This window comes from Weissella paramesenteroides (assembly GCF_036327715.1).
GTDB classification, from domain to species: domain Bacteria; phylum Bacillota; class Bacilli; order Lactobacillales; family Lactobacillaceae; genus Weissella; species Weissella paramesenteroides.
Map to the genome: position 1 here is coordinate 1,527,889 of NZ_CP130559.1, position 25,489 is coordinate 1,553,377.

General features: G+C 37.5%; 23 protein-coding genes and 1 pseudogene. 5 read left to right on the forward strand and 19 right to left on the reverse strand.

Annotated elements, in window-relative coordinates; all coding sequences use genetic code 11:
* Window positions 1–8 precede the first annotated feature (8 nt).
* The 7 genes from QRX23_RS07650 to QRX23_RS07680 all read right to left on the reverse strand — a co-directional run bounded on the left by QRX23_RS07650 (window position 9) and on the right by QRX23_RS07680 (window position 8,208).
* A complete protein-coding gene (locus QRX23_RS07650; protein ID WP_330155204.1) occupies window positions 9–458 on the reverse strand; it encodes a PTS sugar transporter subunit IIA in 450 nt (149 codons plus the stop codon).
* Entirely contained in the window at window positions 445–834 is a 390-nt protein-coding gene (locus QRX23_RS07655; protein WP_330155205.1) for a hypothetical protein, read from the reverse strand. The genes QRX23_RS07650 and QRX23_RS07655 overlap by 14 nt, the downstream gene beginning before the upstream one ends.
* Entirely contained in the window at window positions 827–2,221 is a 1,395-nt protein-coding gene (locus QRX23_RS07660) for a BglG family transcription antiterminator (protein WP_330155206.1), read from the reverse strand. The genes QRX23_RS07655 and QRX23_RS07660 overlap by 8 nt, the downstream gene beginning before the upstream one ends.
* Window positions 2,222–2,378: 157 nt before the next feature.
* Window positions 2,379–3,875, reverse strand: a complete 1,497-nt coding sequence (gene xylB, locus QRX23_RS07665; protein WP_330155207.1) for a xylulokinase — start codon at window positions 3,873–3,875, stop codon at window positions 2,379–2,381.
* 84 nt (window positions 3,876–3,959) lie between these two features.
* On the reverse strand, window positions 3,960–5,342 hold the full coding sequence (gene xylA, locus QRX23_RS07670; RefSeq protein WP_330155208.1) for a xylose isomerase: 1,383 nt from the start codon (window positions 5,340–5,342) through the stop codon (window positions 3,960–3,962).
* 198 nt (window positions 5,343–5,540) lie between these two features.
* Entirely contained in the window at window positions 5,541–6,719 is a 1,179-nt protein-coding gene (locus QRX23_RS07675) for an ROK family protein (RefSeq protein WP_330155209.1), read from the reverse strand.
* Between the two features lie 109 nt (window positions 6,720–6,828).
* On the reverse strand, window positions 6,829–8,208 hold the full coding sequence (locus tag QRX23_RS07680) for a sugar porter family MFS transporter (RefSeq protein ID WP_330155210.1): 1,380 nt from the start codon (window positions 8,206–8,208) through the stop codon (window positions 6,829–6,831).
* A 219-nt stretch (window positions 8,209–8,427) separates the two neighbouring features.
* Here QRX23_RS07680 and QRX23_RS07685 point away from each other — a divergent pair, with 219 nt between their 5' ends.
* Window positions 8,428–8,925: a PASTA domain-containing protein gene (locus QRX23_RS07685; protein WP_330155211.1), complete on the forward strand. Its 498-nt coding sequence runs from the start codon at window positions 8,428–8,430 to the stop codon at window positions 8,923–8,925.
* 59 nt (window positions 8,926–8,984) lie between these two features.
* Here the strand turns inward: QRX23_RS07685 and QRX23_RS07690 are convergent.
* Window positions 8,985–9,953 (reverse strand): annotated as a pseudogene (locus QRX23_RS07690) (aldo/keto reductase family protein).
* A 279-nt stretch (window positions 9,954–10,232) separates the two neighbouring features.
* Here QRX23_RS07690 and QRX23_RS07695 point away from each other — a divergent pair.
* Window positions 10,233–10,949 carry a GntR family transcriptional regulator gene (locus tag QRX23_RS07695; protein WP_330155212.1) on the forward strand — a complete coding sequence of 239 codons (717 nt, stop codon included), beginning with the start codon at window positions 10,233–10,235 and terminating at the stop codon, window positions 10,947–10,949.
* A 111-nt stretch (window positions 10,950–11,060) separates the two neighbouring features.
* Here the strand turns inward: QRX23_RS07695 and QRX23_RS07700 are convergent, their stop codons facing one another.
* The 6 genes from QRX23_RS07700 to QRX23_RS07725 all read right to left on the reverse strand — a co-directional run bounded on the left by QRX23_RS07700 (window position 11,061) and on the right by QRX23_RS07725 (window position 15,681).
* Window positions 11,061–11,951, reverse strand: a complete 891-nt coding sequence (locus QRX23_RS07700) for an aldo/keto reductase (protein WP_330155213.1) — start codon at window positions 11,949–11,951, stop codon at window positions 11,061–11,063.
* A 257-nt stretch (window positions 11,952–12,208) separates the two neighbouring features.
* Window positions 12,209–12,718, reverse strand: coding sequence for a methylated-DNA--[protein]-cysteine S-methyltransferase (locus QRX23_RS07705; protein WP_330155214.1), 510 nt, complete (start codon window positions 12,716–12,718; stop codon window positions 12,209–12,211).
* A 22-nt stretch (window positions 12,719–12,740) separates the two neighbouring features.
* A complete protein-coding gene (locus QRX23_RS07710; RefSeq protein ID WP_330155215.1) occupies window positions 12,741–13,469 on the reverse strand; it encodes a hypothetical protein in 729 nt (242 codons plus the stop codon).
* Window positions 13,470–13,483: 14 nt separating this feature from the next.
* The gene (locus QRX23_RS07715) at window positions 13,484–13,996 is read right to left on the reverse strand and encodes a hypothetical protein (RefSeq protein ID WP_330155216.1); all 513 of its coding nucleotides are present in this window, start codon (window positions 13,994–13,996) and stop codon (window positions 13,484–13,486) included.
* 251 nt (window positions 13,997–14,247) lie between these two features.
* Window positions 14,248–14,676, reverse strand: a complete 429-nt coding sequence (locus tag QRX23_RS07720; protein ID WP_330155217.1) for an OsmC family protein — start codon at window positions 14,674–14,676, stop codon at window positions 14,248–14,250.
* 132 nt (window positions 14,677–14,808) lie between these two features.
* Complete coding sequence (locus QRX23_RS07725; RefSeq protein ID WP_330155218.1) at window positions 14,809–15,681, reverse strand: phosphate ABC transporter substrate-binding protein; 873 nt, start codon at window positions 15,679–15,681, stop codon at window positions 14,809–14,811.
* Window positions 15,682–15,992: 311 nt separating this feature from the next.
* Between QRX23_RS07725 and QRX23_RS07730 the strand changes: the two genes are divergently transcribed.
* A complete protein-coding gene (locus QRX23_RS07730) occupies window positions 15,993–16,535 on the forward strand; it encodes a nucleoside 2-deoxyribosyltransferase (RefSeq protein ID WP_330155219.1) in 543 nt (180 codons plus the stop codon).
* A gap of 129 nt (window positions 16,536–16,664) precedes the next feature.
* Here the strand turns inward: QRX23_RS07730 and ppsA are convergent, their stop codons facing one another.
* Window positions 16,665–19,064, reverse strand: a complete 2,400-nt coding sequence (gene ppsA / locus QRX23_RS07735; protein WP_330155220.1) for a phosphoenolpyruvate synthase — start codon at window positions 19,062–19,064, stop codon at window positions 16,665–16,667.
* Window positions 19,065–19,353: 289 nt separating this feature from the next.
* Between ppsA and QRX23_RS07740 the strand changes: the two genes are divergently transcribed.
* A complete protein-coding gene (locus QRX23_RS07740) occupies window positions 19,354–20,307 on the forward strand; it encodes a sugar-binding transcriptional regulator (protein WP_150191449.1) in 954 nt (317 codons plus the stop codon).
* 65 nt (window positions 20,308–20,372) lie between these two features.
* Here the strand turns inward: QRX23_RS07740 and fic are convergent, their stop codons facing one another.
* The 4 genes from fic to QRX23_RS07760 form a co-directional block, all read right to left on the reverse strand.
* Window positions 20,373–20,981 carry a protein adenylyltransferase Fic gene (gene fic / locus QRX23_RS07745; RefSeq protein ID WP_330155221.1) on the reverse strand — a complete coding sequence of 203 codons (609 nt, stop codon included), beginning with the start codon at window positions 20,979–20,981 and terminating at the stop codon, window positions 20,373–20,375.
* 139 nt (window positions 20,982–21,120) lie between these two features.
* Window positions 21,121–22,065, reverse strand: coding sequence for a nucleoside hydrolase (locus QRX23_RS07750; protein ID WP_330155222.1), 945 nt, complete (start codon window positions 22,063–22,065; stop codon window positions 21,121–21,123).
* An 11-nt stretch (window positions 22,066–22,076) separates the two neighbouring features.
* Window positions 22,077–22,991, reverse strand: coding sequence for a ribonucleoside hydrolase RihC (gene rihC / locus QRX23_RS07755; RefSeq protein WP_330155223.1), 915 nt, complete (start codon window positions 22,989–22,991; stop codon window positions 22,077–22,079).
* A 42-nt stretch (window positions 22,992–23,033) separates the two neighbouring features.
* Window positions 23,034–24,257 carry a NupC/NupG family nucleoside CNT transporter gene (locus QRX23_RS07760; RefSeq protein ID WP_330155224.1) on the reverse strand — a complete coding sequence of 408 codons (1,224 nt, stop codon included), beginning with the start codon at window positions 24,255–24,257 and terminating at the stop codon, window positions 23,034–23,036.
* Window positions 24,258–24,554: 297 nt separating this feature from the next.
* Here QRX23_RS07760 and rbsK point away from each other — a divergent pair, with 297 nt between their 5' ends.
* A complete protein-coding gene (rbsK, locus tag QRX23_RS07765) occupies window positions 24,555–25,484 on the forward strand; it encodes a ribokinase (protein ID WP_330155225.1) in 930 nt (309 codons plus the stop codon).
* Window positions 25,485–25,489 lie beyond the last annotated feature (5 nt).

Consider the following 25,489-nt stretch of genomic DNA (forward strand, 5'->3'; position numbering starts at 1 on the left):
TTCCCTCTCTACTTTATTCCTGCGTTCTTTAATGTTTCAATAATTTCTTCTGCATTTTTTGCTAATAACAATTGCTGTATTTTTGATTCATTTTGAATCAAAGCAACTAAGGTTTGTAGCATACCTAGTTGTGCATGTGCTTCCTTTAGCGCTAACATAAATACAAATTTAACTGGAACTTTTTCACCATCCCCCATTTGTAAAAATGTCACTGGGTCTCGTAATCGTAAGACACCAATTTGATCATAATTAACATGCTCTGCATCTGTATGCGGTATTGCGATACCAATCTTATCTGTTGCCAGCCCAGTTGGAAAGTCAATCTCACGTTGTAAAATGGCTGGTTTGTAAGAGGCTTTAACCGCCCCACTTTCAATTAATCGATCCGCTAATTTTGCGAGTGCTTCTTGATCATCCGTAGCACTTTCGTCAAGTAAAACGATTTTATCTGATAACATTCAAACTCACCTCCTTGATAAATTTTTCTAATGCTTGTTGCGATGTAACTTGTTTTAATTTGATTAGCATTTCTGACTGTAAAAGCTCACCCAATATGCCAGTCAATTGATTATCAGGGTTTTGACTATCAATAACTAAAATTAACGCATATTTTGATTGGGCATTAATAAATGATAATCCTTGGACAGCAAGATTTGGCAGTTCAACATGTGGCATAATCATATCTTCTGCAATCGCTGTACTCCCTAATGCTTCACGTGCCTGCATCACAGCTAACACATCTTTATTATTTAGATTGAATTGGTCAGCAATAATTTCTGCCATTGCAGGTATCGTTGGTAATGTCGCCATTGATAAAAATTTAATTTTAACCATATAACATCTCCTCAACTTTGCGACGATCGCTCTCGTTAAATAATGCACTGACCTGAATAACTGGCGATGCTGGTTGAAAATGAATAGCAACAGTTGAAATAACTAAATCAATCTGCTCAAATTTTTTGAGATTTAACTCATAATCTCGAGCTGAAATTGTGCCAACAATATCAAAATCAGGAAATGCCCGTCGCACCTTAGTCTGCAATAACTGTGCCGTGCCAATTCCTGTGGAACACATCAATAGCACACGTTTTTTCACGCTGGCCTCTTCTAATGCTCTCACAACATATAATGTTAAAAAGCCAATTTCATCTTCCGAGACATCGTACTGTGTTTGTTGCAAAACCTGTTGCACCTGAGAAAATGTTTCTTCATAACTAAAACGAATATCATTCAAAATTGGATTAACGATCAGCATATCTTCCTTCATACGATGAATCATCGGTCGAACATGTCCAATCAGTGCATTACGTAAATTTTCGATATTAACGTGAGCAGGTAAAGGCAATCCATGAATCAAATAATCCACTAACTGACGTGCCTCGTCTTCTTGGCTGTTGTCCAATGTACGATCATATCGTAATCCGACTAAATATAGCATCAGGTTCTCAATTTCCTGACTGTTAATTTCAACATGAGCATATTCACTGATGTTATTAATAACCTGTCGCGCAACCCGTAATAGTAACTCATCATAATGATGATTTATCTCAGTTGGAGTCGCCAATTCAACATTATGCGTCCTAACTCTATCTAATAAAATGTAGAGATGTGAAAAAATATTAACCGTATATGGATCCAAAATCTCAACATCAAGCTCTTTTTCAATCAATGTCATTTGCGAGCTAATAAACGTTTGATCAGTTTTTGAAATATCTGGAAAAATGCCAGCCAACCCTTCAACAACTTGTTGCGTAACGGTATTCTCTAACAAAAAATAATTTAACGCTTTGCGAACTTGTATCTCAGTCCCCACAACTTTTGCTTCACCAGCAGATCGATCAATACTAATGTGAAACGAATGCAACATTTCATTTAAAATGCTTAAATCACGTTGCAATGTTGATTCTGAAATATACAATTTTTCTAACAAATGCCATCGATTTAACCCGTGCGGAAACGAATGCAACAAATTAATCGCTAAATCAAATTGCCGTTGTTCATCTTGCTCAGTTGTCGGCGTTGAAGGGCGATTCTCTCGTAAACGGTATCCACGACCACGTTGTGATTCAACCACTTCCTCTTCTTGATTTAACTTGTTAATCATGCGATATACGGTCTTTTTTGACACATCAAAAGTCTGTGAAATCGCTTGGGCATCAACAAAATCCGTTTGTTGACCCAAAAACATCAATATTTTACTTTCTAAATTATTGGTGCTCATTTTTTCACTTCCCTTCTACAATTTATATTCTATCGTTTATCTGAAAGCGTTTTCTTAATTAAATGGCCATTGCAATGGCCATTTAGTATTGGCTACATTTTAACAAAAATTTGAGCCAAAAAAATAGCATGGCATTTAATCTGCCATGCTATACATTTTACTTTCTTCTTAACGCTAACAAATCATGTGACAACTTAGCTGTTTGACCATATATCTGCTTGTATAATTCATAATATTCATGATACTTTGCAACATTTTCTGGGATTGGTTCATAAGTTTGACCAAAACTCGTAAATGTATTAGCAGCCTCTTGCACACTATCAAACCAACCAAGACCAACAGCTGCTAAGATAGCTGCTCCCATACCAGGACCTTGCTCATTCTGGAGTGCCACAACTTTCGTATCAAAAATATCTGCCTGTATTTGTAACCAAAGCGGCGATTTTGCGCCACCACCAATGGCGACAACTGTATCAAAATTAGCCCCGGCTGCTTCATAAATTTCAAACAAATCTTTGAATGAGTAAATAATTCCTTCCAGCACTGCACGCACAAAATCCGCCCGATTCTGTGTGCCATCAACGCCAATAAAGGCACCACGAATATCGCCGTCACCACGTTCACCAACAATATATGGTGTAAACAATAAGCCATTAGCCCCAATCGTTGATGACTGTGCTGAATCAACCATTTCATTAAATGTTATTTCACTCGCAAAATTCTTCTTAAACCAAGATAGTGAGTAACCTGCTGCTAAAGTCACACCCATTGAATAGAATTTATTTGGAATTGCATGATTAAAGAAAGTTACCTTGCCGTGATAGTTAACATCCGCAGTATCTTCATACTTTAAAACCACGCCTGATGTACCGATTGATGACATCACCATATTGGGCTTTAAAATGGCAGCTCCAATGGCACCCGCTGCATTATCAGCGGCGCCACCAACTACCTGTGTATCAGTTGATAAACCAGAAAATTCTGCATAAGCTGCTGAAATTGCGCCAACGTTATCTATTGATTGAATAATTTCTGGGAACATTGTTGCCGGCAAATCAAACACTTCTTGAACTCGCTTCGACCAGGTTCCTGCAGCTACATCTAATGCGACTGTTCCCGCAGCATCAGATATCTCCATTTGTAATTTACCAGTCATACGATAACGTAAATAATCTTTTGGTGTCACGATTTTATCAATTCGCGCAAATGACTCTGGTTCGTTCTCTTTCAACCACAAGATAGCTGGAAGTGTAAATCCTTCTTGCGCACGATTACGGGTAATATTAATAAATTCATCACCCATTTTTTCATTGATCTCACGTGTTTGTTTAGATGATCGCGTATCGTTCCACAGAATTGCTGGTCGAATGATTTTGCCAGATTTATCCAATGTCACTAATCCGTGCATTTGCCCAGAAAATGAAATGCCTTTAATTTGGTCAGGACTTAAGTGGTCATTCAGAATCAAGCGGACAATAGCGACCGTTGTACCACTCACCCATTCTTCTGGATTTTGCTCACTATATCCTGGCGCAGGTTGTGATAACGGATAATCATATGCCTCTTGTGCAACAATTGTTCCTTGGCGGTCAACAGCGGATACCTTAACTGCCGATGTTCCTAAATCGACACCTAATACAACTTCTTTTGTCATAATTTTTTCCCTATCTTTTTATATAAATAAAACGCTCCAATCAATAATTAGATTGAGGCGTTTTGTCCTGATATTCTGCTCAAATTACTTAAAAGTTGAACCCAAAACAGAATAAATATAGTTATTTAACGTTGCCTTAATTGCCTCAAGGTGTTGTGATTCAACTTTATCAAAGATTTCATCATTCGTCTTATTCAAAATGTAATCTTCAAATGTCTTCAAAGAACCTTTACCATTTTCAAAGTCGGCAAAAATACCCTCATCGAATGAAGCATAGCGATCACGCTTGATGTTCTCTAGGAAGCCATCTTCGTACATCTTCATGGCAACACGGAATCCTGCTGCATATGTGTCCATTCCTGCCATATGTGCATAGAATAAATCTTCAGGCTTAAATGATGCACGACGTACCTTAGCATCAAAGTTCAAACCACCATTTGGTAAACCACCGTTCAAAATAAATTCATACATAACCAAGGTTGATTCATAGATATCATTAGGGAATTCATCAATATCCCAACCTGTTTGCTTATCACCCATGTTGGCATCAAGTGACCCTAACAAACCTGCTTCACGAGCAAAACGTGCTTCGTGTTCATACTTATGACCAGCCAAGTAAGCATGATTACCTTCAATGTTTAACTTAAAGTCCTTTTCCAAACCATATGTTTGTAGGAATGAAATAGTTGTTTGAACATCAGTATCATATTGGTGATCAGTTGGTTCCTTTGGCTTTGGTTCCAACAACAATTGTCCAGTATAACCAATTTCCTTAGCATAATCACGAGCCATCTTAAAGAATGCAGCGATATGGTCTAGTTCACGCTTTGTGTCAGTATTTAGTAGTGATTCGTAACCTTCACGACCACCCCAGAAGACGTATGATTGTGATCCCAAACGCTTAGCAATTTCTAGTGAGTGCTTGATTTGCGCTGCTGAGTAAGCAAAGACATCAGCAAATGGTGTCGTTGCACCACCGGCTAAGAAACGCTTATCTGTGAACAATGATGAGGTGTTCCAAAGTAATTTCTTACCAGTTTCCTTCATCTTTTGTTCAATCTTATCAACCACTTTATCCAAATTAGCATTTGTTTCAGCTAATGTGTTTCCTTGTGGTGCCAAATCACGATCATGGAATGCAAAATATTCTAGTCCCAACTTGTCCATAAATTCAAACAAGTAGTCAACCTTTGCTAAAGCGTGATCCATGTCTTCCATGTCATCAACACCATCAACATCCCATGGACGAACTGCAGTTCCTTCACCGAATGGATCAACTAAGCGCTGATCCATTGTGTGCCAGTATGCAACTGAGAACTTCAACCAGTCCTTCATTGGCTTTGTTTCACCGTTAATTGTAAATTCTTCATCTGGATTGTAAAAGTTATAGCCTTTTGTTGATAAGAAATCCAATCCTTTGTTTCCCCCAACGTAATTTACTTTTGGAAAATCAAATAATTCAGTCATTTTTTCACCCCTGTAATGAATATCTAACTCTTATTTGAGTTAGTCTGTTTTTTGTACCAACCAACTTACAAAGACTATTTTAAACGCGAAGTTATATTTTGGCAACTATTTTCTACAAAAATAATCAACTTGTTTTTGTAAATAAAAAAGCTAACAATTGCATCTCGTTCTACGAGGTTCTAGCAATCGTTAGTTTGTTTAGTTATTATCATTACCTGAAAATACCAAATTGTAGTCATCCAATCCCAATACATGATGGGTTATCATTGAACATGCACCAAGTAAAGTTGCATAATTTGAACGTTTCGTCAGATACAATTCTGGTACCATATCCAGGCTCTTTGTCGTTGTTTGAATTGCTGTAAAAATCTCAGGAATATCTTCCATTAACTTTGAATTAATAAATATTTTCTCTGGTGAAAATGATACGGATGCATTATAAATCACACGTGAAATAGCAGCAATAAACAGATCAACTACCTTCTGGGCATCCTTATCATCATCACGAAGTAATTTTTCAAGTCCCTCACGATCTAGTCCAGTAATATTTTTTTGACGCTGAATACTATCAATAATGGCATCTTCAGAACAGTAATTTTCAACTTTATCAAAATTATATTGATTTTGCTCATCAATATCCGTAAACATCAGTGAACTACCAATTTCACCAGCTGCTCCCTTGAATCCATGGTATAAGTTACGATCCAAAATAATTCCTGCCCCAATACCTTTATGGATACTAACACTTAAAATGTTTTTTTCATTCTGCGCAGCGTTAAAATCACGTTCATAGACAGCAGATAGGTTCGCTTCATTTTCAAGGATAACGGGCACTTGATACTTATCTTCAAATATTTGTTTTAAATCAACATCTTTGACATCCCAAAATGGTGATTTGCTAATTTTATTCTCGTAAACTACCCCATGGATAGAAAATGCAATACCTAATAAGCCATTTTCGGTATCCATGTCAGCATCAATGGTTTGAATTTGTTTATTAATAATGTCGACGATATCAAGAATATCACGACTGTTAATTTCAATCCGTTCGTAGCCTATACTCTCACCATTCAGCAAGTTGGACATAATATGCAAATGACGATAACCTAAATCAACGCTGACTGTGTAACCATACTTATCGTTGATAGTTACTAGAGTTGGCTTGCGTCCGCCCATTTTTGACGCTTCACCACTACCAATTTCTTTTAAATAACCCATCTCATCAACTTCATTATATAAAGTTGTGATAGATGATTTGTTCATCCCCAAATTTCGAGCAATTTCAATTCTAGAAATTGGTGCATTATTAATAACCTGTTGGAGCACTAACCTTAAATTTCCTTGATGAAATGTTTCTTTTTTTGTACCTTCATTCATTATATTTTCTCGTTTCTAACTATTCTAATTCGCTTCATTATATAACTTTATCATACTTCCTAAAAAGAAAAGCTATTAAAAAAGCCAGTGATGAACTGGCTTAAAATTTTTAAATTTGTGATTGATGTTCTTGAGGTACATCAACGACATCAGCACGTTCACGCATTGATTCCTCAATCTCTTCCAAACTACGATTCCGTGTTTCAAAGACATATCTTTGTACAAACCAAATAGCTAGGAAGCAAAGAGCACCATAAATTAAGAATAGACTTCCCGTACCAAAGAAATCAAGTAATGATGGGAACGTTAATGACACCAACGTATTAGCCGACCAATTGATAACACTCGCAAACGAATTACCTAATCCACGAATGTTCAATGGGAATACCTCACCAATCATAACCCACATAACAGGTCCCCAAGTTCCCGAGAAGAATGCGATATAAACGGTTAGTGCAATAACACAGATAACTGCGGCTGTCTGTGAACCACCTGAGAATTTCATTGCAATACTCATAACGACTAACGAAATTCCCATTCCTACCGAACCTATATTCAACATTTTCTTACGATCAATTTTATCCATGATCATAACTGCAACTGCTGTTACAATCACGTTAAAAATTCCAATACCAATGTGAGCAATCAACGCTGCAGATACACCAAATCCAACATCAGTAAAAATCGTCGGTGCATAATACAAGACTGTATTACATCCCATAACTTGTTGGAAAATAGCCAATCCAATCCCAATAATTAAAGCTGGTCTGGTCATCTTACCAAATAGCTCTGCCCATCCACCACTTTTAATATTTGCTGCTTCATGAATATTCACCAATTCCTTATCAACAGCTTGTTGATTCCCTTTGTTCATATTCAACAAAACTTCTTCAGCCTTATCAGCTTGATTTATCTTTACTAAGAAGCGAGGACTTTCAGGTAGTAATAATCCACCAAGGAAAAGAATCACAGCTGGAATAGCTGCAAATCCGAGCATCCAACGCCATCCAGTATATATACCAGAGAACCCATAATTTGTCACGTATGCCACAAATATACCAGTCATAACCATTAACTGGAATAAACTTGAGACAGTTCCACGTTTATCAGCAGGTGAAAGTTCTGCAAGATAAGTTGGAATTAATGCTGATGCAGCCCCAACTGCCATTCCTAAAATAATTCTGGAAATAACTAACGTCCAAAATTCTGGTGAAAATGCTGAGCCAAGTGCCCCAATGAAGAAAATAATTGATGATAGAAGCAGTAACTTTTTTCGACCAAACTTATCAGAAGACGGTCCAATAATTGCTGCACCAAGAACAGCTCCAATTAACACAGCACTAACAACCCAGCCCTGTTGCCAGGAGTTCAATGCCATCTGCTTTTGAATAAATAAAATAGCTCCAGAAATAACACCAGTGTCATATCCAAACAATAGGCCACCTAAGGCACCAAAGAAATAGATAAACCCTGTAGAAATACGTCTCATATTTCCATCCCTCTCTTTTTCGATAGCTAGCAATTTTTTATTTAAGTAAGTTGGTTTTGTACACCAACTATTATAACATTACCGTTAACGATTGCAAGAATACTGATGTAATCGCTTCCAAAAATAAAAACATTTACTCTTATTCTTTATCAAAACAAAGTAGTGTAGAATAGGTCTAACAACATTAGTTAGAATATAACGAAAGGTGTGATATCCATCATGGGAAAACTACAAGTCATTGGTCGATTAGCACGTGTTGCGGCAGCTGCGCTTACTCCTGTCGCTCTAGATGAGGCTACCAAAATTATTAATCGCCATCTCGATAAAAGAAAAGATTATGTCAAAATACCAGATGTGAAATCATTATCTTTAGACGAAGCGACGAAAGTACTTGAACAGTATGAATTCAATTACGCACTGGTTAAAGTGAAGGCTGACGTGAAATATGCCTACAATGATAGTGATACTGTGCTACGTATCCTGCCCAAGGGTGGTGCAAGCGTTGATCCAACCACTTTTGTAAAGATTTACTATGCAGATGAAGAAACAATCCAACAAAGTAATGTTCTATTTAAAAATATGATGGATCAAAAAGTTGATAAGCAGGAAAAACGTCAACAAGCTGTCCGTGACTTGACTGATAAAACAAAACAAGTTGCAACAGATGTTAGTGGTAAATTAGGGCTAACAAAAAAAGACAAGAATAGTGATATTTAAAATTAAAAATAAAGAGACTGACAGCTAAGAATTCCATCTTAACTGTCAGTCTCTTTCAATTACCCAATTTTACGATTAAATTTCTTGAATTCAAATAACTCGTCTATTTGCTTCAAATACTCTGTTGGTATTGTCACATTCAAAGCCTTTAAATTATTTTGTAACTGTTCTGGCTTACTTGCACCAGTAATAACACTGGTAATACGATGATCACGTAAGTCCCAAGCCAACGCTAGGCTAGCTAAATCAGTCCCCAATTCATCAGCGATATTGATTAATTTTTCAACCTTTTCTAGATTCTGTGTTGTCAACAATGCTTGAATTTGATCTTGATAAGTTGCGCGCGATCCAGCCGGAATCTCTTGATGCAATCGATACTTTCAGGTCAACAATCCTTGCGATAATGGTGAAAATGGCACAATACCTAGACCTAGTTTTTCACAAACATCCATCAATTCGTGTTCAATATAACGATCAAACATATTATATTGTGGTTGAACAACTGACATTGGGTGTAAACCACGTGCTTGAATCACTAACTGTGCTTCTAAAATTTGTACGGGTGTCCACTCGCTGACACCATAATATAAAATCTTTCCCTGGTCTACTAAATCACTCAATGCCTGGAGCGTTTCTTCTAAAGGTGTTTCAGGGTCAAAACGATGACAAAAATATAGATCCAAGTAATCTGTTTGCAAGTTCTTTAATGACTGATCAATTGATTCAAAAATATGTTTTCTTGATAATCCACGATCATTAACACCAGATCCAGTTGGAAAATAAACCTTACTTGATATAATCAATTCTTTTCTAGGCAAAGTTTTTAAAGTATTCCCCAAGAATCTTTCTGCTGCACCGCCACTATAAGCATCCGCACAATCAAAAAAATTTACACCATTTTCATACGCTAATTGAATACTTTCAGCGGCTAGCTTCTGGTGATTTTCATCACTGACATCTGTCATCCAACTGCCTAAAGCAATTTCGCTAACTTTCAAACCACTGCTACCTAGGTTGCGATATTTCATGTTTATTTTCTCCCCCGTACTTAACTGTATTGATTGTTCACTTTGGCACTAGTGTAATCTTATATGAACAATTCTACAAGAATAACTCATTATCAACTGATGGATTAATTTTACAGTTTAGTGGTTAAACTTTTCGTATAAATTTATAAAATTTTCGTCTATAACCCTCTTGCGGCTATCATGCAACAAGAGGGTTATTATATTATAATGGTTTCTACATACATAAATTTAATTTCGATAAAAAACATACCGCCACTCAAAGTTATTTCGAGGCAAACTATGACACAAACACAAGCAAAATATCGTAATATCGCAAATAAAATTCTTGCTAGCATTCAAGATGGTACCTATCCTTTGAATAGTTTCATCCCCAAAGAGATGGACTTAGTCGAGCAATTTCAAGTGAGCAGACCAACCATTCGCCAAGCTATCCAAGTACTAGTGAACGAAGGCTATTTAGCACGGCGTAAAAAATTGGGCACTTGGGTAAAAGCAACTAAAATTGAACAAGGCTTCACCCACGTCATTAAAAGCTATTCTGATGAGATGGGAGAGAAAGGCGTTATTCCAAAAACCAAGGTTATTAGTTTGACTAAAATGCCGGTCACACCGGAAATTCAATCCGAGTTACAGCTAACTGACAAGGATACCGTTTTTGCACTAACTCGTTTGCGCTATGCAGATGACAAGCCCATTTTGTTGACAACCTCATATATTCCAACAAAATATATTCCTGATTTTGACCAACACGATTTTGAAAAAGAGTCCGTGCTACACACGTTTGAAAATCATAATCTTTATATGACCCATGCTTCACGAGAATTGGAGCTACTTCGTGCTGACGAAACAACTGCTGCACTATTAGAAATTCCATTAGATGATCCGCTGTTCTACTTCCATACGATTACTTATACAAATCAAGATATTCCTGTAGAATATGCCCTTTCAAAATATCGTGGTGATATTAGTTCTTTTAAGATTGAAATTAATCAATAAAAAAGAGGCCGGTGCGTAGCTAGCTATTATAGACTAAAAGGGGCAATAATCTACCTATTTGATTTCGGTAGATTATTGCCCCTTAAACGTCTTTTGTCACACTCTATTTATCTAAGCCTTAAAAGCTTCATCAATTGCCTTATACTCATCTTCTGTCAGATGAACATCAATTGACTTTGCTAAATCAGTTGCTTGCTCAGCATTACGGGCACCAGGAATAACTAAACCAATATTTGGATTTGCCATATACCATGCCAAAACGGCATGTGTTAGTGTCGCTTCATGTGCTTCAGCAACTTGCTTTAAGACATCAAGACCTTTAATAATTTGATCAAACTTTGCGTCATCTAAACGATCAAACTTGTCACGATCTGCTGCACCATAACGTCCTGTCAACAATCCTGACTCTAGTGGGAAGTAAGGTACGAAACCAATACCATTCTCACGAAGATATGCAAAGCGCTCTTGCTCCTCATCACGATGTGCCAAACTGTAGTAGTCCTCATCAAAGTCAACTTTACCAGTAGCGTTAGCTTCCTTTAATTGATCAAAACTAAAGTTTGAAACACCAATGGCCCGAATCTTACCCGCTTGCTTCAACTTATCAAGCGCTTCTACTGCTGCTAACTTATCAGATGTTTCATCTGGAAAATGAATATAGAAGATGTCAATGTAGTCAGTCTTCAAACGCTTCAAAGATTCCTCAACTGTTTTAACCAAGAACTCAGGACTATTATCTGGCTTATAGTCATTATCTGGATTCTGAGCACCCTTCGTTGCAATAATAATCTTGCTTCGATCATAATCTTGGATAACATCCCCAATAATTTCCTCAGAACGTCCTAAACCATAGACAAAAGCTGTATCCAATACGTTAATCCCTGCATCTAATGCTGCACGAACCAAATCATAACCATCTTGCTCATCTAGATCTTTAAATAAATTGTGTCCACCAACTTTATTAGTCCCCAAACCTAACTTATGTGCAAATTCTAATGTCATATTTGTACTCCCTCTATTCTTATGATTGTGTCATGAAACAAGTGCTTCATTTCACTTACATGTTAACATACTTTTCTTAAGTTAGTAAAAAGAGAGCGTGACAAGAGACGTTTTGAATCCGGTTGTAACGAAGATACCACCGTTTTTGATCGTAGCAAAGCGGCGATCAGGAAGGGTGATATCTCGTTACATTAAGGATTCAGTCTCTTGGAGCGCGTTTATGGAGAGCATGACAACAAGCGCTTAACATTCCGGTCCTACTCTTGAAAGTCTGCCTCTTCCAAAGTTAATAAGGCTTTTTTTCGCGCCAATCCTCCGGCATAACCGGTGAGTGACCCGTCACTACCTACCACACGATGACAAGGAATAAAAATCATAAATGGATTGGCACCAATTGCATGACCGACTGCACGTGATAAGTTTTTTGCTCGTTGTTCATCATCTGTTATCAGACGACAAATCTGTTGATAAGTTACAGTATGACCATAAGGTAATTGCTGTAACGATTGTAACACCTGCTGTTGAAATGGTGTTACTTTAAGTTTAATTGGCAATGTTGCAATATCTGGTGCCTTACCCGCAAAATAATCTGTTAACCACTGCTTGGCTTTTTGTAGCACCAGTGTATCTGATTCTTCTGCCTTGGTTAGGTCGTACTTACCGCCAAAGTGCTTTTGGTTTTCAAACCAGCAGCCTAAAAAAGATTGACCATCACTTAATAATGTTACTTTTCCCAACGGCGTTTGCATGACTTGAAAATATTCCATCCCCGATTACCTCGCTATCTGTTTATTGTTTCTCTTCAATCCGCTGCATTAAATATGCAATAACCTTTCGCACCATTTTTTTGGTTCCCGCATCCAATGAATATGTTAATAGACCTTCAAGTTTAAGAATAACCCACCAGTTAATTAAACGCACGTGATCAACATGTTGACTGACTTGCTCTGGCCAACTAATACATGGTAATAGCATTTTATCAAATCGATCACCGTGTCCAAAAGTATATTGTGTCATCCATAAACTGACAATCTTTGTCGCTACCAATTGTTTAATAAATTTATCTTTATGCTTTGCAATTTGCACCACCGTCCCATCACGAAGCACGACACATGTTCGCATACCTCGTGTTTGGACATTAACAATTTGACGAGCATTAATCCATGTCGTTGGACCACTTTTATAACTAGTGACTGGCACAAATGCATGATTCTGCATCACCCAGCTCCGCATTTGACCACGCAATGCTGGTGGCAATAAACAATAATAAGCTTCTACCTGGTCATGTCGTTTATAGCCTGTTGTTTTTTCTAATTGATCCATTAATCGATTCGTAGAGACTAATGTGCCAACAATCATACCATCTGCATAATAGATTCGTGAAACTGAACGCTGATAGCGATCACGAGCCGCAACGATTAACATCGTCTCATGTGGACAAATATCACTAGCTTCTGAAAGTTGCGACAAAACATCCTGAGAGTAACCTTTTTCTGAAATGATGATTGAATTTGGCATAATTATATGTTCCTTTATTGAAAATCTATGCAATATGATTTATTGATCATTTGCCGTAATAATTTTAAGTGGCGATAATATGTCATACGATGAATTTCCAGACGAATACACCGTTTTGTAACTAAATCATCTGAATATTTCATAAAATCTAATAATAACTGTCTGATTTTTTGCTGGCACACTGATTGATTCAATAGATTTTCAATAATTACCTTTAATTCAGTATTTTCGAATGCTTGTTCCATTTGTACAACTTCAGGTGGTGTAATTATAAAATCATGGCGCTCTTCATATTTTTGATTACTTCGTTGTATATCCCTTAGTCGCCACAATAACCAGCGAAATAAATTTGAATTATTGGTTGGTGCTAACTGATCACCTGCTAATAAGCGCTGTAAAATCAATAATCGCAATTCCTGCCGATAATCATCAAAATTTACATTCCGCCAATCGATATGCCCCATTTTTAAAACACCACCAATGATAGGTTCATATTGCTCCCATCGATTAATAACTTCTGTCGTCATTTGAAACTCCTTTGGTTATATTTTTTGATACCATACCACCCAAGTCGTTCGCCTATCACCAGAGAAAATCCATAAATGACCATAGTACTTAATCAATTACTTATAATGACAACGTTTGGTAATCTCTAATCACCAGATTTTTAGTCCTTTTTACTAGAAAAAAGGGGTAGACAAATAAAAAAACCTCATTTCGTAAAAAATATGACGGATACACATGAAAGTCTATCCGTCATATCATATTTTATTATGAGTTAATCTAGATCCAAAACCGCTTCTAGACTGTAATTATCGTTACCACGAAGTAGCTGTGATACACAGCAACGATTTTCAACTTCTGATACCAATGCACGGGTTTGTGACAATGTCTGCCCTGGAACAGCAACCTGTGCATGAACTAAAAATTCATTATGTCCCTTTCCTCGAACGTATGAAATCTTTGCATGTGCTCTTGGTTCCACATCAATTTTATGTTCTTTCAGAATAACTTCCATTGTCCCTACTAAACAAGTACACAATGACATCCCCAATAATTGTTCTGGATTTGTCCCCGGATTATCATTTAATGGGCTACTTGTCTGCACCTCAATGCTATTTTTAGCATAAGCATGACCATCTAAACCTTCTATATTATACGTATCTGTCGTATATAATGCCTTATCCCAACGCACATCATTTTTCATCTGACTTCTCCCCTTTTATAAAGCATATTACCATTGTAAGCGTTTTCGACAGATAAAACACCTATCAATTAATCAAAATGAAAAAGGTACAACCCTCACCGGAGTTGCACCTCATTAAATGTGTTTTATTGTCTACTTCTTTGTGACATCTCCATTGGCATTCTTAGTAACCTTCATCTCGTTTACTGGAATGTATCCCAACTTCTTTACTGTACTCTTCATTGAATTAGACTTCACAAACTTGATAAATTTTGTTGTGTTCTTGTCAGGTTTCTTGGTCGTATACATATGCTCATATGCCCAGATCGACCACTTATTATCCTTAACGTTCTTCACAGTTGGCTTAACTTTATCAATGGCAAGTGGCTTCAAATTTTTAGCTTGGTCACCAGTTGTATATGAAAACGCTAAGTATGAAATAGCACCTGGTGTCTTAGAAACAATCTTTTGCACCGCACCATTATCATCTTGTTCCTGTGAAGTTTTTGTTGCTTGACCGTCCATCACTTCTTTTTCAAAAGTGAAGCGGGTTCCAGAACCTTGGGCACGATTTACCAGTGAAATGTCTTGATCTTGACCACCAACATCTTTCCAGTTAGTAATTTTACCAGTGAAGATATCACGAAGTTGTGACATCGTTAATGATGACACTTTTACATCAGCATTAACCACTGGTGCAATACCAACAACCGCAACTTTATTATCCTTTAATTTATTTGCCTTGATACCATCTTTTTGTTCAGCAAAAATATCTGAATCACCGATAGTCACATTTCCCTTACCAACCTGGCTAAGGCCGGCACCAGAACCACCACCTTGCACATTCACTGTCACACCTGGGTTTTTATTCCCAAATTCATCAGCTGCCTGTGCTGCTAAAGGTTGTAACGCAGTTGAACCAACAGCAGTTACCTGCTTTGATGAGTCAGCATACACGTTACCGCCCAATAATCCTCCAGCAAAAACAAGTCCCGCTGTACTCATCAAAAATAATCCTTTTTTCATCACAAACTCCTTCTATTGTGGTTTATGTTTATAGTAGTCGCAAAGAGCAGGGTTCACTCACAATTGGCTTTTGGTCATAGCATCGGCGTGTTACTCCTTACGACACTTATTATTTTATAAAAAGAATGTATCGATTTTGCTTGGACTTCATGTGCCTTTCATGTGTATTACGTAAATAATAACGTTACAAACATTTTTTTATGTAAATATAGGCAGATTAAAAATCTCTAAATTTAATTTTTCACACCCCATTTCAAGTTATCACATGGCATAATAGAATAGTTAATAAATAAATTTTTGGGAGTATAGATATGTTAAGTATGGACGAATTGATTCAACAATTAGAAGACATCCGTGATGCCACCTCAGATGTCAAGAAAGTACCCGGTGCACGGACCATCTATTTGGGTGCTGGTTGGTTTTCTGATCGCCAAATAGAAACTTTGTTAGCATCTTACAAAGCTTTGAACAATAATCCAACAATTAGTTATGTTCATGTGCCTTTGTTGAACCAATTTGGTGGTCAAGCGTTTGACGAAAATGGTGATTTTAACCCTGATTTTACGTGGGCAGTGGCAACTTATAATGCTGATATTACTGCTATTCAAAATACAGATGTCACTTTAGGGGTCATTACCGCTGGTAACGAAGATAGTGGTACTGCATTTGAATTGGGCTATGCTGCTGCTTTGGGTCGTCCATCAGTTGCATTCTTTGACGGTGATTGGGAAGCTAAGCCAATCAATTTGATGCCTGCTATTGGACCATCTTCATACGTTCGTTCAACTGATGAATTGGCAACCTTTAACTTTATGAGCATTGCGACTCGTGTTTACGAAGGTAAAATTATTTAATTAGTTATATCCATTTAAAAACATCCCCACGTTGGTAAAAGACGTGGGGATGTTTTTTGGAGAGTATGTTTTATGTCTGTTTTACACTGATATGCTATCAATCACCTACCTAGTTATTTATCAGTTTTCTTACCATTGATAATTTGTTTGATCTTGACGACCTTTGCCAGTTGCTTTATCTAATAGCACACGTTGTTCAAAGTGAGCGACATTATGCTTCGTTGTCTTAACCATGTCGGGGTTAACGGATACATAATCAATACCTTGTTGAATTAGGAATTCCGTAAATTCTGGGTATTGTGATGGCGCTTGACCACAAATTGAAACAGTCTTGCCATCTTTATGAGCGGCTGTAATCAAATGGGCAATCGCACGTTTAACAGTCAAATTACGTTCATCAAATAATGATGCGACAGTATCATTGTTACGATCTAACCCAAGTAATAGCATGGTTAAATCATTTGAGCCAATTGAGTACCCATCAATAAATTGATTAAACTGGTCAGCTAAAATAATGTTAGCTGGAATTTCAGCCATCATATAAAATTTAAAGTCAGCTGAACGTACTAGACCGGCGTCTGCCATAATGTCTGTCACCTTTTTGGCTTCAGAAACCGTTCGTACAAATGGCAACATGACATTCAAGTTAGTTAGACCAAATTCTTCACGCACCTTTTTCACAGCAGCTAGCTCAAGTTTGAAAGCTTCAATAAAGTTAGGGTCGTAGTAACGTGATGCACCACGCCAACCTAATAGATCCGCTGGTTCATGTGGTTCAAACTCTTCACCACCCTTTAGATTACGGTATTCACTAGACTTGAAATCTGATAAACGTAATACAACTGGCCGTGGGTTCATAGCACGTGCTACTTTACTGATACCTTCAGCTAACATATCAATAACTTGTTCAGACTTGCCTTGCTTAATCAAATATAGTGGATGCTCGTGAATGTAGCTTGTCCAAATAAACTCTTCACGCATCAAGCCAACCCCATCAGCAGGTAAGTCAGCATATTTTTCTGCTAAGTCAGGATCACCCAAGTTCATCATGACCTGAGTTGCTGTTGGTGCAAAATATTCAGCTGGTGCTGCGCCTTCGCTAGCAACAGCAGTTTGTTGAGCTGGTGCCAAAATTGATTGCACTTCACCTTCATAAACAATGCCGTTCTTAGCATCGACCGTAATAACATCACCAGTCTTTAATACATCCATTGCCGCAACACCACGACTGGTGGTACCAACAAGACAAGGAATTTGCATTTCGCGTGAAACAATAGCTGCATGACAAGTCCGACCACCATTATTTGTAATAATCGCTTTAGCTTTCTTCATGACAGGGACCCAATCAGGTGACGTCATTGCTGTTACCAAAATTTCACCAGGTTGGAATTGATCAATATCTGCTGGATTTTCAATAACATGAACTTTACCAGTTGCTACACCTGGACTAGCTGGTAACCCTTTAACAAGCACTGTTTGATTTTCATTGGCAGCCATATGTTGTTCCTCTTTCTCTATTGATTGATTTTTGTTTTTCTGTGACCAAACCGTCTCTGGACGTGCTTGAACTAGCCACAATTTATTTGTTTTTTCATCTAACGCAAATTCCATATCCATGTAGCAACCGTAATGCTTTTCAATGGCTTTGGCGTAACCTGCTAACTCCACAACTTGGTCATCGGTTAATGAAGGTTGGTTAGCTTGTTCTGTTGGAATTGTTTGCTCTGCAACACCACCATCAGGTAAACGTTTCAAGGCAATATTTTTAGTGGTCACATCTTTAGAAACAATCTCCAGCGTTTCCTTATCCACAATGAAATCATCCGGCGTTACTGTTCCCTGAACAAGATATTCACCTAATCCCCAAACACTGTCGACAATAATTTTGGTATCATCCCCAGTACCAACATTCACTGAGAACATAACCCCTGATGCTTTAGAAAATACCATCATTTGAATCGTTGCAGATAAAGCAACTTGGTCATGTGGGAAATTCTGCTTATGGCGATAATAGGTTGCACGTTCTGTATATAGTGAGGCAAAACACTCTTTAATTTTTTGTACGACGTCATCTGCACCCTGAATGTTCAAGTATGACTCTTGTTGACCAGCAAAAGATGCGTCCGGTAGATCTTCAGCGGTTGCACTTGAACGAATGGCAACGAATGGTTGTGCCTCACCAACTTTTTCTGCTAATTCAGCGTAAGCTTGTTGAATTTCATCAACTAAGTCTGTTGGCATGTCGCTATCAATAATGATCTGGCGAATCTTAGCACAGACCTCGTGTAATTCTCTAGAATTTTCATAATCATGAATACTGTCTAGGAGTGCTTTAATTTTATCAGTTGCCCCTGTCCGATTCATGAAGTCACGATACGCATGGGTCGTTGTTGCAAAACCATACGGTACCGGAACGTCCGTCGCAGAAGTCAGTTCACCTAAAGAAGAAGACTTTCCGCCAACTAAATCCACATCAGTACGATGTAATTGATCAAACCATAAAATATTAGCAGTTTCTCTATTTTCCATGAAAATATCTCCTTAATAGCTAAATATGCAACCGCTTACTTAGCAATTTAAATTAAAAGGTCGTTTTACCGACCTACTTCGTACTTGATGAAGTTCTTTACTTTCAACTTTTTATCTGTTCACTTGAGATAATCATTTATGAATCCGCTTACCACTCATGAACAAATTTATTGTAACGGAGGTTTGAACAAATGTAAACACATTATTTGCACTTTTGTTCAAACAATTAAGAAAATGCTCCAAATTGTGATATAATTTACATAAATTCAACGGGGAGCATCTAATCAATATGGTCAATACAGCAACTACCAATAAAACGCAGACAGCATTAGAAATTTGCCATTTATACTATGAAGATGGCTTAAGTCAAAATGAAATTGCTAAAAAATTAAAAATTTCACGACCAACAATTTCTCGGTTTTTAACTTACGCCAAGGAAAATGGACTGGTCCAAATAAAAATTATGGATCCTAAACAAGATTTAAGTTTGTTACAAATGCAACTTAAGAAAAAATATCAGTTAAAAGACGTTTTGGTAGCTGAAAACTTCATTGACGATACCCAAATCATCAATGAAAAAATCGGAAAATTAACTGCTGAATACCTTAATCACATCGTTCAGGACAACGATATTATCGGCATCAGTTGGGGACGTACTTTAAACGCCGTTGCCGCTAATCTCATTCCAAATGAACATCATAATGTGAAGGTCGTGCAGCTTAAAGGTGGTATGTCAGAGTCAGACCTTAGTGACTACGCCAACGATATTAATCGTAAATTCGCCCAAGCATTTCATACAAACACGATTAATTTACCCCTACCAACATTTCTCGACAATGCAATCACCAAAGATATTGTCATTAAAGATAAATTTATTCATCAAATTTATGAAACGGGGATGCAAAGCAATATTGCTATTTATACGACTGGAACCGTTCAAGATCACGAAGAATTATTCGGTCTTGGCTATCTAAACCATCCTGAAATTGATTCACTACATCAACGGGCAGTTGGTGATATCGTATCGCGTTTTATTGATGAAGAAGGACATATTGTTAATCCTGAGTTGGATGATCGGACAATTGGCATTGACTTGGAAAACTTGCGTCAAAAAGATTATTCAATTTTAGTTGCTGGCGCTAAAAAGAAATTGATTTCTATTCATGGTGCCTTAACTGGTCGCTACGCCAACGTCCTGATTACAGATAAACAAACAGCTGTCGACTTATTAGATAAATATTGACCATATAAAAACAGCGTCGTTGTGGCAAACTACGACGCTGTTTTTATGTTATCTATCTTGATTACTTAAACTAAATCATCTACCTTATAAGTCACATATCCTTCATAATAATAGGACTGATCGATGCCTTTTAAGAAAACCTCTCGCTCATCAACTTTATCGGTCAATGCATGTTTAATGATGTATTTCAATTCAATATCTTTAATTGGGCTACGAGCCATTGCCAATAAGTAATCTTCTTTTTCAATCTTTGACCAATCAACAACTTTTGATAATGTTTGACGTAAGATAAGATCTAGCCAAATTCGCATACTTCGACCGTTTCCCTCTCTAAACGGGTGAGCCACATTCATTTCAACATACTTTTCAATAATCTCATCAAACATTGTTTGGGGAAGTTTATCAATATATGCCAATGCTGGTCGCAAGTACATGACAGGTGCAAATGCAAAACTATCCTTTGCTAAATTTACCTGGCGAACCTCCCCTGCAAACTCATAAATATCTTTAAATAAATACTTATGAATTGCTGCAAGGCCATTAAAAGTTCCCACTTCAATTTTGCTAATATCGCCCTGATCATATAATTGTTTTGCTGCCTTTTTGGTAATTTTTTCCTCAACTCTAGCTAGTTCAGCAGAGTTGGTAATGCCTAATTTATTTTTCATCACCATTTGAGAGCTCCATTTTTCTACTAACAAATCACACATTCAATACAGTCTTCTAACGATATTATACATGATTAGGGTAACATCCTGGCTTACACAAAAACAGCGTTACCACAAAAAGCAACGCTGTTTTCTATTTCAATTTTTATTTTAATAATGTAGTCATATAGTTCATAAAACGCTCTAAGTAGAAAGGTACATCAACATCAATTGCTGCATAATTGTTAATATGTTCATCCTTCAACTTATCTAGATCACCAATCGTGCGACCATCGTCAGGGGTTACTGTCATATTAAGTGGCAACAAAGTGACAAATTTTGGATCAACCGCAACACCGACTGCTAACGGATCGTGTAAAGCAGCCCCGTTTTTATTAATATCAAGGTCGTAATAGGCATCGATATAATAATCAAAGATGTCAGCCAAGACACGACCTTTTTCCGTTCCCAAATCACGCCACTGCTGTGTTTCTTTTTTGGTCAATAGCGTTCTCAGTGTAACATCTAATCCCACCATCACAAGGTGCTTTGCATGTTTAAATACATAATCTGCGGCCGCCACATCTTGATTAATATTTGCCTCAGTATATGGTGTCACATTACCAGGGACAGTTAATGCACCACCCATTAATGTGATATTACCAATCAATTGTTCAATTTCTGGGTCTTTTTTAAAAGCAGCCGCAAGATTGGTTAGCGGACCAGTCGGTACCATGACTAAATCATCTTGATACTGATGAGCAGCTTCAATAATGAAATCTACGGCATGTTGCTTTTCAACAGAGCGAGATGCTTTTGGCACATCAACATTACCAACACCATTTTCACCATGGATGGCTTTTGAAATTGCCATTGTTTCAAAAGAATCCGTAGTTGATGAATGTGCTTCACCCAGAAAAACTGGTACTTCTGGTGCATCTAACAAAGCTAGTAAATTCAAGCTATTTTGTGCTGAATTTTCAACTAATGTATTGCCATATGAAGAAACAATACCAATCAAATCAGCATCTGGCGTTGCCAACGCATAAGCAATAGCCAATGCATCATCGACGCCAGTATCCAAATCTAGGATCATCTTTTTCTTTGCCATGTTTTTCCCCTTTACTTTGGCATTCTTGCAACTTGCTTAATAAACCACTCATTAAACATCTTTGCATCAATATCAACACCCACATTTGCATTGTGGGTACCTGGCTCATGCCATCTGTTTTGAATATCTGCAACTGTAGCCCCGATGGCTGGTCCGTCGGTTGCCACTTCGATATTCATTGGTTCTGTCGTAATTAATTCTGGATCAAGCGCATAAAGTATCGTGTTCACATCATGCATTGGCTTGCCACCTTCATGCACATCCCCATAAGCAGAAATAATCTTATAAAGCATGTCACCCGACTTACCCATTTCCTTGATTTTTCCTACTGTTTCAGCAGTAATTAATGCTTTTAAAGTCACATCCAGACCAATCATCGTTTTTTCAATTGGTGCTGCAAAAACAATTTTAGCGGCATCCGGATCAGTGAACACATTAAACTCAGCGACCGAACTACAATTTCCACCTGAAATACTACCACCCATCAAAATCAAATGTTCAATTTTATCTAAATCATTTGGATATTTTTGAATAAACTGGGCAATATTTGTATACGATCCGGTGGCAATCAAGGTTATTTTTTCAGCTGACTGATTAATCGTTTGATGAATCGCTTCAACAGCTGGTAAATCAATGGGTTTCATTTGCGGTTCTGGAAAATCATAACCAGGCATTCCCGAACTACCATGGATTGCTGATGCATCAGCAAATGCCTTTTTTAATGGGGCTTTTGCACCCATGGCAACTGGAATATCCTTATTAAAAAAGGTCAATAACTTCAGCGTGTTGTTCGTTGTCTTATCTACTGAGACATTACCAGCAACCGTTGTGATCAATTTAACATCTAAATCTGGATGATTAATGGCAACTGCAATCGCTGCTGCATCATCAATTCCTGGATCCATATCTAATATGACAGATAGCATGACAAGTTTCCCCCTTGAATAATTTATTATACTAACTGATGATTACCAAACAAACATACCAGCTGTAGCAGCTGAAAGTAATGAAACTAGCACACCAGACAACAGCATGTATCCAACACGTGAGCTGATGTATTCGTTCTTTTCTTTGTTGACCAACCCCTTAAAGGCACCAAGAATCATACCAATTGTACCGAAGTTAGCAAAACTCGTTAGGAACACTGTCATAACAATTCTTGCGTGTTCGCTAGAGAACAATCCTTTGTTGGCCATAATTGACTTTGAAACCTCACCCATAACAACGAATTCGTTGGTAACCAACTTAGTTCCCATAAATTGTGCAATATGGAATGCGTCCTGAACATTGAAGCCTAACAACCAAGCAAATGGGAACATGATAACCCCAAAAATATTCTCAAGTGTCAACCAGTGGAATCCAGTTAAACTGAATAGTTGGTCAATCAATGCGGCAAGGGCAACGAAGGCAATAACTGTTGCGGTAATGATCAAGATCAACTTACCAGCACCAAGAATTGAATCACCTAAGAATGAGAAGAATGGCTCTTTCTTACCATTTTCTGAATCGACCTTAACAATGACATCATCTTCAGGTGCAACCTTTGTTGGATTTAAAATAGCTGAAATAACAATTGCGCCTAAAATATTAAGCGGAACAGCTGTCAAAACATATTGACCTGGCACCATTTGTGTATATGAACCAATAATGGCTGAAGTCACACAGCTCATCGACATCATCGCTAACGTAAAATTACGACGTGCTGACATGCTCTCTAATTGATTCTTTGAAACAGCCAATACCTCTGTATTACCAAGAAACATCATTTCAATTGAGAAGAATGCCTCAAACTTTGGTTGACCAGTAATAAAGGTCAAAGCCTTTCCAATCCACTTAATGATCCAAGGTAGAATTCCAAAATAAGTTAAAATATCAAACAATGGCACAACTAACAAAATAGGTAGCAATGCCGATGTTACGAAATTAGGACCACCATTATTTGCGGTTAGCCAATCTGGCAAAGCAAACGCAATTCCCTTTGAAGCAACAGAAACTAACCAATTAAAGCCATCGGCTGCTCCTTGGACGGCAATTTGTCCTGCTTTGAATTGGGTAAAGAACCAGGCTAAGAATACCTCTAGCACAAGAACAATACTAACGGACTTCCATTGAATGTTCTTTTTATCATTAGAAAATAGATAGGCAACCCCGACAAAAACAAGGATACCTAACATGTTAATAGCAATTAACATTTTGTTTACCTCACAAAATTAATTTTTCTTTATTAAAACATTTAACTATGATAATATGATACCTGTGAATGAGTAAAACGTTTTACCAAGTATTAGTATAACAGCGTCTCGTTATTTTTGAAAGCGCTTTCTGTCGTTATTTGTTTTTTGGTGGTCAATCATACCACTAAAAAATGCTTTCAAAATATACGCGAACGCAAGCTATTCAACAATACTTGGGTTTTGATACCATAATTGCCCAACTATTTTTTAGTAAAAGATAATTTTTAAATTCTTTAAATATAGAGGGATAGAAAAATGCAAAATGTTGTTATTATTGGCAGTTTAAACATTGACGTATTACAAAAACTAGATCGCTTACCTACTGTTGGTGAAACACTCAGCATTAACAGTAAATCAACTAACTTTGGTGGCAAGGGAGCAAATCAGGCAGTTGCTGCCGCTCGCCAAGGTGCAACCGTGTCCTTCATTGGAGGTGTCGGCGAGGACCCAGAAGGCCGCTCATATATTGACCTACTCAATGAAGAAGGTATTCATACCGATGCCATTTACACGAAATCAGTACCCACCGGTACCGCCTATATCATGCTCGAAAAAAATGGCCATAACACAATTTTGGTATACGGTGGCGCAAACATGGCACTATCCATGACAGATATTGATCAGGCACAAGATTTAATTAAACATGCTGATGTCGTGGTCGCACAATTAGAAGTTCCACAAGACGCTATCAAAAGGGGGTTTGAATTAGCGCATCAATATGGAGCAAAAACAATCCTAAATCCTGCACCTGTCACAGATTATGTTGATCCTGACATTTTAAAAAACACTGATTTATTGGTACCGAATGAGACTGAAGCAGCTGCCCTACTTGGCTTAGAGCCAACAACAGACTATGAAGAGCTAGTTGATCGGACATCATTATTCAAAGATAAATTGGCAATAGAAAATGTCATTATTACCCTTGGCGAACACGGTGCCTTCTATGCAATCCATGGTAAGCCAGGGCTAATCAAAAGTTTTAAAGCTGATGCAATTGATACGACAGCCGCTGGTGACACTTTCATTGGTACAATTGCTACCACACTAGCTGCCGACCTATCTAATATTGAAGAGACTTTAAAAAAAGCTAGCATTGCAAGTAGTATTGTCGTTTCACGACCTGGTGCCATTCCTGCCATTCCTTATCAAGATGAAATTGTCGCGAAATTATCATCAAATAACTAAGGAAG

Excerpts from the sequence above, each read along its gene's own strand:
- QRX23_RS07650 (WP_330155204.1), bottom strand. The coding sequence starts at position 458 with ATGTTATCAGATAAAATCGTTTTACTTGACGAAAGTGCTACGGATGAT.
- QRX23_RS07655 (WP_330155205.1), bottom strand. The coding sequence starts at position 834 with ATGGTTAAAATTAAATTTTTATCAATGGCGACATTACCAACGATACCT.
- QRX23_RS07660 (WP_330155206.1), bottom strand. The coding sequence starts at position 2,221 with ATGAGCACCAATAATTTAGAAAGTAAAATATTGATGTTTTTGGGTCAA.
- xylB (WP_330155207.1), bottom strand. The coding sequence starts at position 3,875 with ATGACAAAAGAAGTTGTATTAGGTGTCGATTTAGGAACATCGGCAGTT.
- xylA (WP_330155208.1), bottom strand. The coding sequence starts at position 5,342 with ATGACTGAATTATTTGATTTTCCAAAAGTAAATTACGTTGGGGGAAAC.
- QRX23_RS07675 (WP_330155209.1), bottom strand. The coding sequence starts at position 6,719 with ATGAATGAAGGTACAAAAAAAGAAACATTTCATCAAGGAAATTTAAGG.
- QRX23_RS07680 (WP_330155210.1), bottom strand. The coding sequence starts at position 8,208 with ATGAGACGTATTTCTACAGGGTTTATCTATTTCTTTGGTGCCTTAGGT.
- QRX23_RS07685 (WP_330155211.1), top strand. The coding sequence starts at position 8,428 with ATGGGAAAACTACAAGTCATTGGTCGATTAGCACGTGTTGCGGCAGCT.
- QRX23_RS07695 (WP_330155212.1), top strand. The coding sequence starts at position 10,233 with ATGACACAAACACAAGCAAAATATCGTAATATCGCAAATAAAATTCTT.
- QRX23_RS07700 (WP_330155213.1), bottom strand. The coding sequence starts at position 11,951 with ATGACATTAGAATTTGCACATAAGTTAGGTTTGGGGACTAATAAAGTT.
- QRX23_RS07705 (WP_330155214.1), bottom strand. The coding sequence starts at position 12,718 with ATGGAATATTTTCAAGTCATGCAAACGCCGTTGGGAAAAGTAACATTA.
- QRX23_RS07710 (WP_330155215.1), bottom strand. The coding sequence starts at position 13,469 with ATGCCAAATTCAATCATCATTTCAGAAAAAGGTTACTCTCAGGATGTT.
- QRX23_RS07715 (WP_330155216.1), bottom strand. The coding sequence starts at position 13,996 with ATGACGACAGAAGTTATTAATCGATGGGAGCAATATGAACCTATCATT.
- QRX23_RS07720 (WP_330155217.1), bottom strand. The coding sequence starts at position 14,676 with ATGAAAAATGATGTGCGTTGGGATAAGGCATTATATACGACAGATACG.
- QRX23_RS07725 (WP_330155218.1), bottom strand. The coding sequence starts at position 15,681 with ATGAAAAAAGGATTATTTTTGATGAGTACAGCGGGACTTGTTTTTGCT.
- QRX23_RS07730 (WP_330155219.1), top strand. The coding sequence starts at position 15,993 with ATGTTAAGTATGGACGAATTGATTCAACAATTAGAAGACATCCGTGAT.
- ppsA (WP_330155220.1), bottom strand. The coding sequence starts at position 19,064 with ATGGAAAATAGAGAAACTGCTAATATTTTATGGTTTGATCAATTACAT.
- QRX23_RS07740 (WP_150191449.1), top strand. The coding sequence starts at position 19,354 with ATGGTCAATACAGCAACTACCAATAAAACGCAGACAGCATTAGAAATT.
- fic (WP_330155221.1), bottom strand. The coding sequence starts at position 20,981 with ATGGTGATGAAAAATAAATTAGGCATTACCAACTCTGCTGAACTAGCT.
- QRX23_RS07750 (WP_330155222.1), bottom strand. The coding sequence starts at position 22,065 with ATGGCAAAGAAAAAGATGATCCTAGATTTGGATACTGGCGTCGATGAT.
- rihC (WP_330155223.1), bottom strand. The coding sequence starts at position 22,991 with ATGCTATCTGTCATATTAGATATGGATCCAGGAATTGATGATGCAGCA.
- QRX23_RS07760 (WP_330155224.1), bottom strand. The coding sequence starts at position 24,257 with ATGTTAATTGCTATTAACATGTTAGGTATCCTTGTTTTTGTCGGGGTT.
- rbsK (WP_330155225.1), top strand. The coding sequence starts at position 24,555 with ATGCAAAATGTTGTTATTATTGGCAGTTTAAACATTGACGTATTACAA.